At 42.7% G+C, this 12,338-nt stretch carries 14 protein-coding genes; 2 read left to right on the top strand and 12 right to left on the bottom strand.

Annotated elements, in window-relative coordinates; translation table 11 throughout:
• Window positions 1-207 (top strand): IS200/IS605 family transposase (gene tnpA / locus VJY63_RS08180; RefSeq protein ID WP_324049806.1); only part of this gene is annotated, 207 nt, incomplete at its 5' end.
• 121 nt (window positions 208-328) lie between these two features.
• Here tnpA and flgL read toward each other — a convergent pair.
• From flgL to flgB, 11 genes are all read right to left on the bottom strand, one after another.
• Window positions 329-1,606 (bottom strand): flagellar hook-associated protein FlgL, encoded by a 1,278-nt coding sequence (gene flgL, locus VJY63_RS08175; protein WP_324049804.1) that lies wholly within the window; start codon window positions 1,604-1,606, stop codon window positions 329-331.
• A 3-nt stretch (window positions 1,607-1,609) separates the two neighbouring features.
• Window positions 1,610-3,625 carry a flagellar hook-associated protein FlgK gene (gene flgK / locus VJY63_RS08170; RefSeq protein WP_324049802.1) on the bottom strand — a complete coding sequence of 672 codons (2,016 nt, stop codon included), beginning with the start codon at window positions 3,623-3,625 and terminating at the stop codon, window positions 1,610-1,612.
• 69 nt (window positions 3,626-3,694) lie between these two features.
• A complete protein-coding gene (gene flgJ / locus VJY63_RS08165) occupies window positions 3,695-4,729 on the bottom strand; it encodes a flagellar assembly peptidoglycan hydrolase FlgJ (protein ID WP_324049800.1) in 1,035 nt (344 codons plus the stop codon).
• Between the two features lie 10 nt (window positions 4,730-4,739).
• The gene (locus VJY63_RS08160; protein WP_324049799.1) at window positions 4,740-5,852 is read right to left on the bottom strand and encodes a flagellar basal body P-ring protein FlgI; all 1,113 of its coding nucleotides are present in this window, start codon (window positions 5,850-5,852) and stop codon (window positions 4,740-4,742) included.
• Window positions 5,853-5,869: 17 nt separating this feature from the next.
• Complete coding sequence (gene flgH, locus VJY63_RS08155) at window positions 5,870-6,553, bottom strand: flagellar basal body L-ring protein FlgH (protein ID WP_324049797.1); 684 nt, start codon at window positions 6,551-6,553, stop codon at window positions 5,870-5,872.
• A 59-nt stretch (window positions 6,554-6,612) separates the two neighbouring features.
• Window positions 6,613-7,401 (bottom strand): flagellar basal-body rod protein FlgG, encoded by a 789-nt coding sequence (gene flgG / locus VJY63_RS08150; RefSeq protein WP_324049796.1) that lies wholly within the window; start codon window positions 7,399-7,401, stop codon window positions 6,613-6,615.
• A 71-nt stretch (window positions 7,402-7,472) separates the two neighbouring features.
• Entirely contained in the window at window positions 7,473-8,216 is a 744-nt protein-coding gene (locus VJY63_RS08145; RefSeq protein ID WP_324049794.1) for a flagellar basal body rod protein FlgF, read from the bottom strand.
• A 129-nt stretch (window positions 8,217-8,345) separates the two neighbouring features.
• Window positions 8,346-9,848 carry a flagellar hook protein FlgE gene (flgE, locus tag VJY63_RS08140; RefSeq protein ID WP_324049792.1) on the bottom strand — a complete coding sequence of 501 codons (1,503 nt, stop codon included), beginning with the start codon at window positions 9,846-9,848 and terminating at the stop codon, window positions 8,346-8,348.
• Window positions 9,849-9,869: 21 nt separating this feature from the next.
• Window positions 9,870-10,559, bottom strand: coding sequence for a flagellar hook assembly protein FlgD (locus VJY63_RS08135; RefSeq protein ID WP_324049790.1), 690 nt, complete (start codon window positions 10,557-10,559; stop codon window positions 9,870-9,872).
• A 76-nt stretch (window positions 10,560-10,635) separates the two neighbouring features.
• On the bottom strand, window positions 10,636-11,109 hold the full coding sequence (gene flgC / locus VJY63_RS08130) for a flagellar basal body rod protein FlgC (protein ID WP_324049788.1): 474 nt from the start codon (window positions 11,107-11,109) through the stop codon (window positions 10,636-10,638).
• A 14-nt stretch (window positions 11,110-11,123) separates the two neighbouring features.
• On the bottom strand, window positions 11,124-11,522 hold the full coding sequence (gene flgB / locus VJY63_RS08125; protein WP_324049786.1) for a flagellar basal body rod protein FlgB: 399 nt from the start codon (window positions 11,520-11,522) through the stop codon (window positions 11,124-11,126).
• Window positions 11,523-11,724: 202 nt separating this feature from the next.
• On the opposite strand from flgB, the gene VJY63_RS08120 reads away from it, so the two are divergent.
• Window positions 11,725-12,081, top strand: a complete 357-nt coding sequence (locus tag VJY63_RS08120) for a YqcC family protein (RefSeq protein ID WP_324049785.1) — start codon at window positions 11,725-11,727, stop codon at window positions 12,079-12,081.
• A gap of 13 nt (window positions 12,082-12,094) precedes the next feature.
• Here the strand turns inward: VJY63_RS08120 and VJY63_RS08115 are convergent, their stop codons facing one another.
• The gene (locus VJY63_RS08115; RefSeq protein ID WP_324049783.1) at window positions 12,095-12,337 is read right to left on the bottom strand and encodes a transposase; all 243 of its coding nucleotides are present in this window, start codon (window positions 12,335-12,337) and stop codon (window positions 12,095-12,097) included.
• Window position 12,338: the final 1 nt, after the last annotated feature.

Raw genomic sequence — 12,338 nt, 5'->3', positions numbered from 1 at the left:
GCGTACCCACCAAAGCTGTCAGTGAGCGTAATGGTTAACAACCTTAAATCCATTTCATCAAGAATGTTGCGATTGCAGAATACGCACCTTACAAGACAAAGCAAAAGTGCTGCGTTATGGTCGCGCTCTTACTTTGCTTGTGCGGCAGGAGGTGCAACAATCGAAACATTAAAGGCTTATGTAGAGAGTCAAGCTACACCAGATTAAGCCGCTTTGCGTCTTACGCCTTATATCCCCGCCCGATTGGGCGAGGGTTTACGGCGGAATTGCTTATATCCCCGCCCGATTGGGCGAGGGTTTACGGCGGAATTGCTAATTATTACGACAATTAAATATAATCAAATAAACTTAAACTAGAGACTTTTCCTGAAACCTGCATACCCGCTTGGTAAGACAGCATCGAGGTTTGTAGACGAATATAAGCTTCGCTATAATCTAAGTCTTCTAAATCTGAAATGCTTTGTTTGGCAAAGTCTTTAAAATCCGTATTACTTTCTTTAACGGCACTCAAGGTGTTTTGTCTAGCACCAATTTGCGAACGGCTTTGTGAGACTTGTTCAAAAGCCACGTCAATGTTTTGAATAGCGTTGCGTATTGCTTCTTTGTTAACTGGTCCTGCTGGATTACCGTTACCCGTTGCGTCAACCAAGTGCTGTAAAACACCTAACATATTATTAGGGTAAGCACCGTCTTCACCATACTGAGCAGGATCATTAGTAAAACCAAGATTACTAGGATCAGGCTTCATTACACCCGGATTAGCGCCTGCGTAAGTTTCATCGACTACAAAAATACCACTGCCTGCTTCAGTCTCTTTAAATTTAGCCGGATCAAGAACAACTGTACCCGGATCAGCACCCACATAAGCGGGATCCACTGCATAAATACCGCTACCCGCTGGCGTTTCTATAAACTTAGCAGGGTCAACCACAGTATTAGCAGGGGCATCAGTAAAGTTAGTATCTACAGTAGCGTCAGGCGTAAAGTTACTGGCAACATCAGGATCAGGAATAACCTTATTAGGGTCATAAGTAGGTTTAAGCTTATCCGCACCTATTTCAAGGTTTTCAAACACTCTAGCGCCTGAAGTCAGCATTTTAATAAAGGTATCATCGGCAACTTGGGCTTCACGCTCTACAGTATCGCCTTTAAAAAAATTGCCATCATAAGCCTTTTGTTCAGCTTGGCTACCCGCAAAAATATATTCGCCACTTTCGTTGCGCGTATTTAATAAACCTTGCAAATGATTAAGCATTTCTTTTACTTCAACACCCGAAGCTTTAATCTGCTCATCGCTCCACTGGTCACTACCTAGCTGAATCGCACGTTCTTTTAAACTAATCAATGCAGTTTCAGTTTGGTCTAATACCGATTCCGTTAAGCTAAGATTTTTATCACCAAAATCAGTATTGCGATTATACTGTTCAACAATCGCCATACGCGTTTTAGAGTTCAACGTTTGGGCAGCAGCAACAGGGTCATCAGCCGGTGTCAATACGCGCTTACCTGTGCCCATTTGATTGTTAACATTATTAACGCGGCTATTACTTTGCAGCATACTGTTCATGCTGTTGTTATACATTTGCGTAGTAGACAAACGAATCATAGCTTACCTCCCAACACTAGCAATTAAGGTGTCAAACAGCTTTTGTGCTGTTGATATAATCTGTGAAGAAGCCATATAGGCCTGTTGAAAACGTATTAGATTTCCAGCTTCTTCATCCATATTCACGCCCGAAGCCGATTCACGCATAGAAACACTCTGGTTAAGCGTTGCGGTACTTACAGCCATCGAGGTTCTTGATTCAGACGTTCGAATCCCCACATCTTCAACCAACATAGAATAGGTTTCACTTAAAGACGAACCGCCCGTGCCATCGTCTCGTCTATCAATAATTCTTTCTTGTTGTAAAGCCGATAAAACTTTACCGTTTTGACCACCAGCCGTACCTTCTAACGTCCAAGCATCATTAGTCTTAGCATCCGCAATATCAGAAATGTTCAATACTAAATCTGAACCGCCAATAGCAAAAGTATAAGTACCGTCACCAGTATCCGTACCGGCTGTTGTTGTGCCTGCGGTATCAGTCAGCGTAAAGTTAGTTCCATCATATTTAACTTGTGCACCAGATAAGTTAACTGCACCAGCACCAAAGCTAGTTAATTTCTGTCCTGAAAGGTCTTCAAAGCCAAGTTTAGCTGTACCAGCATTATTTTCACCAGCGGCAATACCCGCCAAAGCAATTTTATTGGTATCGCTTAGCTCTGGTGAACGCTCTAACTGAGAAGCACCAATACGTGTAGGGGAAATTAACATTCCACCACCTTGCAGCAGGTTAGCAACACCTTCAGCAGCTAAGCTAATATCAGCAACAGGATGATCAATTTCACCATTGCTCAACTTAAAGCCAAATTCACCTTGTAAAGCAATATTAAAAGCAGCAATGTCTGTAAAAGGCCCACCTGGCAGCATATTTGCACCAGTGACCGAATCTGCTAAAACCAACTCATTTCCCTGTTGTTTAAGGTAAAATTCTTGAGCCGGTAATTTATGTAGATTTTCGGGGTCTATCCACACACCTGCTTCTGCGGTGCGCTGAATACCCGGAATACGATCTAACTGGGATTCTTTAGTATTAATATCTTTAAAAAGGTCAAAGCCTTGATCGCCGTTAAGATCCGTACCTGAATGGTGTTTATTATTAGATTCAGCAGCAAAAATAATCGCAATACGCCCCATTTCATTTAAAGCGGGGTCAAGGGTGTCGGAGCGGTAGCGCAATAATCCACCCATCTCACCCCCTTGAATTTCGTTGGTGATGTTCATTTTGCCACCTTGATTATCCGTCATATAAATTTCATAACGGCTTTTATCATTATCGCTAGGTACTGCTTCTAACTTATTAACATTTTCACCAGCAATAAGCGGAACACCATTACCAATAGAAACATTGATATTAAAGCCATCTTGTGCCTGTACCTGCACATCCACTATTTCACTTAATTGACGTAATAATTCATCACGTCCATCCAACAAATCATTAGGTGGCCGGTTACTACCGCCGTCATAAGCCATCACTTCTTTATTAATTTGGCTAATACCAATACTTAACTCATTAATTTTTGCACTATAAGTTCTAGCTTGGGTATTAATATTATTATTTTGATCTTCTAAGCGTGAATTAGCCGTTTTAAAGCGCTGGCTTACGCTTTCTAATTGGCTAAAAACTAACTGGCGTGCGGGTTTAGAAAGTGGATCATTAGCAGCAGACTGTATGCCTTCAAACAAACCATTCATCGCCATTCCCAAGGCAGAGTTTTCATTCGATAAAAGGCTATCTAATTCACTAGCATTACGCAAATAGGCTTCATTGTCTTTTAAGTTACTGGTATCAATACGTACTTGGTTAATGGCGTACTGATCGACAATGCGCTCAATGCTTTGTGTCCGTGCTCCCGTTCCCATCGCACCCACACCCGTGCTTATCGCAGAATTAGTGACTTGCGTTGCACGCTGACGAGAGAAACCCGGTGTATCAATGTTGCTGATATTATGCCCAGTCACCGAGATATTGTTGCGGCTAGTACGCAAACCTGACAAACCTATACTAAGTAAATCTGACATAATATTACCCTTTTCTTATGTTCTTTTTAAAAACTGTGTTCTTTTAAAATAATACATTTATTAATAAGCTTATTTATCGCTTGGTATCGCAATATTTTCTAACGCCTGATTAAGTCGGTTGCCATCCATAATATCAATGACTTTACGCGCATAACGGGGGTCGGTAGCATAACCAGCCTGCTGTAAACCTTTAGCAAAGGCTTGTGAGTCGGCTACATTTTCTAGTGCTGGCTGATAACGAGGATTACTGCTTAAAAAGTCAACGTAATCGTTCATTGACTGCTCTAATGATTCATAAGCCCTAAAAGGCCAACGCTCTTGCTTAGGCTGACCATTACGAAACTCTAAAGTTTGTACTTCTGCTGAATCACCTTTCCAACGCTGATCGGCTTTAATGTTAAACAAATTAAAACTGCTGGTGCCATCTTCGCGGGGAATCATAAACTTACCCCAACCTGTTTCTAAGGCGGTTTGTGCAATCACTAACTTAGGATCAACACCAATACGTGCTGCCGCTTTTTCAGCCAGTGGATAAATATGCCGTACAAACTCTTCGGGTGAAGCAAAATAAGCACGTTTGTCTGAGCTAACGGGCAAACCAGTAATCTCTAAAGGCTGGCGACCTATATTTTCACTGGCGGCGGCTAAAGGTGGCCTAGGTTCTTGTGGTGTGGCATACATGGTCGCTTGTGAAAAACGTAGGCGGCGGCTATTAATTTGCTGCATGGCATCTTGAGTAACATCAACAGCCGGCTCTTTCGGAGTTTTACCTAACTGACTAACCAATACATCCGCTAAACCCAAGCCTTGCCCACCATTCGATTGCGTCATAGCAACCGAAAATTGCTCATCTAACATACCTTGAAAAAAAGACATTTCTTTTGATTTTAACAGGGTTTCTTCGCCACCAATCACCTCATCAGCAGCACGGGCACTTTTTAAAATCATCTGAATAAATAAGGCTTCAAACTGACGCGCAACTTCTTTTAAGGCTTCAGGATCATCCTCGACCGCACCTTTTTTTAACTCACGTAAACCCTGAAAATCGTGGTAAGCATTTTGAGCTTTAGCATAGTTGCCACTGGTTGCTTTATCGCCAATCATCGCTTAATCCTTAAATAACAATGAGCTGAGCATTTAAAGCACCGGCTTGTTTTAAGGCTTCTAAAATCGCCATTAAATCGCCTGGTGCAGCACCGACTTGGTTAACTGCTCGAACAATCTCATCCAAAGTAACCCCAGCATCAAACTTAAACATGGGGCTATTGTCTTGCTGAATATTGACTTGAGTATTTTGCTGTACCGCTGTTTCACCTTCGGCAAAAGCATTGGGCTGCACAACTTCAGGCGCTTCAGCGATTGTCACAGTTAAGCTGCCATGTGTTACCGCAGCAGGTGAAACACGAACATTTTGACCAATAACAATAGTACCGGTACGTGAATTAATAATAACCTTGGCAGCAGCATCGGCTGTGGTTACTTCTAAATTTTCCAGTACCGATAAAAAAGCAACACGCTGACTGGTATCTCTGGGCGCACGAATTCTAACTGAAACAGGGTCTAACGCTTGAGCAACATTCGGGCCCATTAAGCCATTAATGGTTTCTTCAATACGCCGCGCAGTAGTAAAGTCTGGGTAATGTAAATTGAAGGTTAGCGTATCACCGTCACCAAAAAAATTAGCCACTTCACGCTCAACCATTGCACCATTAGGAATGCGTCCAACGCTAGGCACGTTAACCGTTATCCTAGAACCATCGGCACCACCTGCACCAAAGCCACCTACCACTAAACTGCCTTGAGCAACAGCATAAACATTGCTGTCAGCACCTCTAAGTGGAGTCATTAATAAAGTACCGCCACGCAAACTTTCAGCATTACCAATAGAAGAAACGGTAATATCAACACTTTGACCCGGCTTTGCAAAAGGTGGCAGTTCAGCACTTACCGTTACTGCCGCCACGTTTTTAGATTTAGGGTCAATGCCTGGTGGCAAAGTAATACCAAACTGATTCATCATGTTAGCGAAAGTTTGATTAGTAAAAGGCGCATTATCACCCGTACCATCTAAGCCAACGACTAAACCGTAACCAATTAACTGGTTACTACGCACACCTTCTACAGTGGTAATATCTTTTAAACGGCTGGTTTGTGCTTGTAAAACAAATGACAAGCTGCACAAAACTAAAAAAATTACCGCTGAACGCATTAAGCTAGCAAACTTCATTTAATGCACCTTAATTATTACAGCGGCCACCAGCCACTGTTAAAGAAACGAGACAACCAGCCTTGGCGATTAGAATTAGCCAAGTCACCTGTGCCACTGTAAGTTAAACGCGCATCCGCTAGCAAAGTAGACGTAACTGAATTATCAGGCTGAATATCTTCAGGCCTTACAATGCCTGATACACGCACGTATTCATCACCTTGATTAAGCGTTAGCCATTTTTCACCACGAATCAACAAATTACCATTAGGATAAACGTCATGTACTGTCACGGTAATGCTACCTAACAAGCTATTGCTTTGATCGGCACTGGCATCCCCTGTAAAGCTACGCTCAGAATCCAGACCTAAACCCACATTAATGGGTGATGCACGCCCAGCAATGGTTGGGTTGGTAATAGCCATATTAGAATTACTAGAAATGTCTGAAGTCGCCGATTTAGAAGAACGGGTACGCTCTTCTAAATTCACCGTAATAACATCACCAATGCGGTAAGCTTTACGGTCATTAAACAAGGCTTTACTGTGGGCTGCTTGATATAAAGAACCTCGTGTTGGCGGCGGTGGTTCCATGCGACTCGGCTGAACGGGCGCATAGACAGGATCGCCTTGTTCGACTTTTTTTTCACTTGGCCCAGTGGCACAAGCCGTTAGCTGTAAAGCTAACACCACTAAAAGTGAAAAAGAGTATAAACGCTTCATTCTACCGTCCTCGTAACTTTTTTTGCCGTGAGCATTTTGTTAATGGCCGCTTTTATTCATTACAGCGTCTGATTTAGATTACGCAGCATTTCATCGGCTGCAGAAACAACTTTAGTATTCATTTCATACGCACGCTGCGTGGTAATCATATCGACCAACTCTTCAACAGCACTCACGTTAGAAAGCTCTAACATACTTTGTTCCACCGCACCAAAACCGCCCTCGCCACCTACACCATCAAGTGGAGCGCCAGAACCTGCCGTTTCAGCATAAACGTTATTACCCATCGCCAATAAACCTGCGGGATTAATAAAATCAACCAATTCAACTTGGCCAATTTCTTGAGCATCGTTGTTTTGACCTGCCTCAGTCACTGTTACTGTACCGTCACGGCCAATCGTAATGGAGTTAGTGTTATCAGGTACAACAATTTCAGGCTCTAAAGGAAAGCCATTACTATTCACAATACGACCTTCAGAATCTAAGTGAAATTGACCATTGCGTGTGTAAGAAATTTCACCATCAGGCATTAACAAACGGAAAAAACCACGGCCATTAACCGCCATATCTAGTGGCTGGCTGGTTACTTCTAAACCGCCATCAGTAAATTGACGCTGCGTAGCCGTTACACGCACACCCGTACCTAGCTGTAAACCTGTTGGTAGCTGAGTATCGTCACCATTTTGTGCGCCAGGCATTTTTTGCGCTTGGTACAACAAGTCTTCAAAAACAGCACGATTACGCTTAAAACCGACCGTATTTACGTTGGCAAGGTTGTTAGAAATAGTGGACATTTTAACGTCCATCGCCTGTAGACCTGTTTTACCTGTCCAAAGTGCCGGATGCATAATTTAAACCTCTTTTTTAATTCTAAAATGCTTTGTGTAATGAATAACTGGCTATGAAGACTTAATAAAACTTAGCTCATACGCAAGATGCTTCCGGCTGAAGCGCCGTTTTCATCAATGGTTTTCATCATTTTTACGTTCATTTCATATTGGCGTGAAAGTGCCAACAAGGTTGTCAATTCGTTCACAGCGTTTACATTACTGGTTTCAGTAACGCCTGATTCTACGGTAACAATTGGGTCAGCGGGCAAATCGCCTTCAAAATCACGTGGACGCATTAAACCATCTAAGCCTTTTTCCATCGTGACACCCATGGCTTGTGCGCTAACCAGTTTAACTTGGTCAACTAACTCAGCAACCGCACCACCACCAGCATTAACGCTAATACTACCATCACGGCCAATTTGAAAGTGCTGACCTTGAGGTAACACAATAGGGCCACCATTGCCGATGACCGGCAAACCATTGCCGGTACGTAACATACCCGTAGGGTCTATGTTTAAATCACCACGGCGGGTATAAGCTTCCTCACCATTTGGGGTTTGAACAGCAATCCAGCCTTCGCCTTGCACAGCGATGTCTAGCGGATTACCCGTATGGTCAAAACTACCTGATTGAATATCTGTAGCAGGGCGCTCGGTAAGGGCGTAAACACGGCTAGGATGATGTTCACCAAAAACTGGCATAGCACGGGCTTGTTCAAAATCTGCTCTAAAACCAGTGGTATTAACGTTAGCAAGGTTATTTGAGCGTGCTGTTTGCGCCATCATATTGTGCTTGGCGCCGGTCATTGCGATGAAGAGTGCTTTATCCATGAGTAACTCCGAATGCTTAATTACTCAGAATTATGCAAGCTTTGTGCCAGTGGGTCTAGCTACAATAACAAGATAGCTAACAGTAGGTATAAAAAAAGCGCCCTAAGGCGCTTTTTATCAAAGCGTTAATTAACGTAGGTTAATAATTGTCTGAGTAATAGTATCTTGGGTTTGAATGGTTTTAGCATTGGCTTGGTAGTTACGCTGACCAATAATCATTTTTACCAATTCTTCTGCTATATCAACGTTAGATTCTTCTAAAGCACCGCCAATAATGGAACCTGTTATACCCAAATCTGCTGAATTTGGTAAAGCATCACCCGATTCAGACGTTTCCAGCCAAGCCGTTGAACCGTTAGGTTTTAACCCTTCAGGGTTTCTAAAAGTAAACACTGGCACTTGTCCTACATCACGCACTTCTCCATTACTATAACGACCTATAATAGTACCCTCACCATCAACTTCAAGACCGGACAAACTTCCAGCTGTGTAGCCATTTTGGTATTGTGACTGGGCAGAATAGCCAGCGCCATATTGTGTGGTGCCTGCAAGGTTATAAGCAATCTTATTATTACCGGCATTTTGGCCATTAAACCCACCCACAAAAGCACCATCAATATTGCCAGCGTTACCTTCTGTAGGGGGAGCAGGGGGCAAAGTGATGGTAAAGCTTAACGGACTTGCTTGCGCCTCGCCCTCTTCACCTTCGCCTGCATTATCACCATTTGCAGGTAACCCTTCTTCATTAATGGCGGTTGAATAGCCGGTGTGATAACCTGTTAAACGGCCTTGTGTATTAAAGACCATGGTTGCCTGCGTCATTTTTTCAATATCTAAATTTTCAGCTTTAACCCAATTTTTAGCGGTTAAAGGCTCCTCACCTTCAGCACCTATAACGGTTAAAGGCTCCTCACCTTCAGCACCTATAAACTGACCATCAAAAGCAGTCACCACCGCCCAAGTATTACCATTAACGCCTTCATCACCCTCACCATTCTCATCACTTGATGGGACTTTAATAAAGTATTGGGTTAATTCATGCTCTTTACCTAAGCTATCAAAAACACTGGAACGGTTGGCTTCGGTGTAAGTTGTGCGATCGTTAGGGTTAAAATTTGCAATCTCTAAGCTAGGTTTGCGTGAATCAAAGTTAAACGCAACATCAATTTTGGTAGTCGCTTTAGCTGCTAGGCTGTCTTGGCTTAATTGTATGTCTTGTGGTGCACCGGCAATAATACTGCCTTCATCATCAGCGTTATAACCCTGCAAACGCTTACCTGTGTTGTTGGTAATATAACCTTCTTTATCTAGGTCAAAATAACCCGCACGGGTATATTCTTCTTGACCATTGTCAGAAAGCTTAAAATAACCATTACCATCAATCATCATATCTAATGCGCGGCCAGTATAATCAACGCCGCCTTGACTGTGTTCTTGTGAAATACGCTCAACCAACACACCAGAACCCGGTTTATTGCTGCCATTACCTAACATAGATGAAGCATAAACATCACCAAATTCAGCACGCGATTGCTTAAAGCCCTTGGTGCTAGCGTTAGCAATATTATTGCCTGTTACACTTAAATCCATTTGTGCGGCACGTAAACCTAAAAGACCTGTATTAAAACTCATTGCTAAACACTCCGCCTGAAATTAGTTAATGACTTTGACATCTGCCAATGAAACCGACTGCCTCAAACCACTGAGGTTTAACATGATTTCGCCACGCGCACCTGAGTTAAGCGATACGCTAGTTACATTCTGAGAAAGGTAGATTTCAACACCTTCGTGCTGACCATTTTGACTAGAAAAAGCACGGAATTGATAAGCGCCAGGAGGAAAAGGTTCACCATCAGTATCTAGGCCATTCCATTCAAATGAAGCTTCACCTGCTTCACGCTGACCCAATGAAATATCGCCAAGGTATTCACCCTCACCAGAATAAACAGCAACATAAACATCTGATGAAGAATTATTTAAGTCAATTGTGCCAGTAATCGGCTTGCCTTCTTGCAGTTCAGACCAATCACTTAATACCTGCACAGAGCGGCCTACCAGAGTAGAAGCTTGCAAAGCCTGAGTCGACTGTAAGTTAGTACCAAACTGTTCAACCGTACTGTTTAGATTACTAATGCCTTCTAGTGATGAAAATTGCGCCATCTGTGCAATAAATTCACCGTTGTCGGTTGGCTCTAACGGGTCTTGGTGTTCAAGTTGAGCAATCAGTAAACGCATAAAATCATCTTTGCCTAACTCACCGCTTTGACTCGTCTTTTCAGCGTCACGCTGCTGGTTTTGCACCTGCAGGTTTTGATAAAAGTCAGTTTTTTCAATGCTACTCATAGTCTTTTCTCTACTCACAATTGCCGCTAGGGTCACAGTAGCGGCAATTTTTTGCCTTACTGATTAAATTCTAAACTTAGCTACCCTGACCTAAAGTCAGAACACGCTGCATCATTTGCTTGGTAGTATTCATCACTTCAACGTTAGTTTGAAAAGAACGCGAAGCAGCCATCATGTCGGTCATTTCTTCAACAACATTGACGTTAGGGTAAAACACATAGCCGTCTTCATTAGCCATAGGGTGATTTGGCTCGTGACGCATTTGTAATTCTTGGTTGCTTTCTACAATGCCTAAAACCTGAACACCTTCACCAGCAACATCGCGCGGGTTAAAGCTAGTTGTTGGGTTTTGATAGCCATAGTCATCCGTAATGCCTTGCTTATAACGCTCTAACATCGGTGCAAAAACGGGCTTACGAGCACGGTAAGTTTCATCAATAGAAGAACTAACACTTTGGGCGTTAGCCATGTTGGAAGCTGTGGTATTAAGGCGTACCGTTTGTGCGTTCATACCGCTACCAGCGATATCAAAAATCTTATTCAGTGACATAACCTAACTCCTCACTACTGGTCCTTCAGGGCTTTCATTAAGCCACTGAACTTACTATTCAAGAAAGTAAAGCTACTCTGGAAATCCATTGAGTTTTTAGCAAATTCAGCCTGTTCAATATTCGTTTCTACAGTATTGCCATCAATTGAAGGCTGATGCGGACTACGGAACTTTAACGATTGATCCATAACAATCGCTGCGGCAGGAATGTGCCGCTGACTGGTACGCTCTAAATCCATTCGCTGACGGCTTTCGTATTCACCTTTTAAAATACCTTTAAAATCTAGGTCACGCGCCTTGTAACCGGGCGTATCACTGTTAGCAAGGTTATTAGCAAGAATGGCTGAACGCTTACTACGTACATCCAGTGCTTCAGGGTGTAGACCTAGGGCATTTTTAAAGTTAATCGACATCGTTAATCTCCGCTGCTTTACTACTGCTTTGCTTATACACATTCAATTTTAGTGCCATCTTTTAATTTCCTTTAAAAATCAATACCTAACAACAAAAACAACTTGAAGTTGTGTAAAATATAAGTGTTAAAAAAGAATTTAATCCGTAAGGTATCAAAAAACGGCAAGTCGCTGCCGCTTTTTTCTCTAAGGGCTAATGTTTATGAATAAAACTGCAAAGATTTTAACCAAACTACTTAACTTATTAGAAGCACGCTTAAAGCAAACCGACTTTTGGCAAGTCGCTTGCCCAGAAGCCAAAGCCTTTAATAGCGCAACACCTTTTTGTATGGATACAATGAACCTAGCTCAGTGGTTGCGCTATGTTTTTTTACCCAGAATGCGCGCATTAATTGATGCAGATAAAAACTTACCCAGCCATTGTTCAATGACTGAACAACTTGAGATGGTATTTACCACGAATGAAAAAACCAGAATCATGGAGGTGACTCTGGCGATTGACCAATTATTGACCGAGAAAAAAACACCGCCAGCACGTTTATTAAAGCAAGCTTATTGACATCCTCCCCGACCTAAAGGACGGGGATTCCTACTGCTAGACGGCCATGTCCGACCGCAAGAATGTTTTGCGCCGCATTAACATCGCGGTCGTGGGCGACACCGCACCCACTGCACGTCCATTCTCTTATTCCAAGTCCTGCGATACCTCTCGGCCTCGATTCGGGCAAGCTGCCACAACTCGAACAGGTTTGGGTGGTGTACGCTTCGTTAACTTCCTTAAAAACAATGCCTGCGTGAGCGCATTTATAGTCCAAC

It is taken from the genome of Marinospirillum sp., assembly GCF_035271045.1.
GTDB lineage: Bacteria > Pseudomonadota > Gammaproteobacteria > Pseudomonadales > Halomonadaceae > Marinospirillum.
The sequence above is the reverse complement of the archived record's forward strand: the minus strand, read 5'-3'. Positions and strand labels throughout refer to the sequence as shown.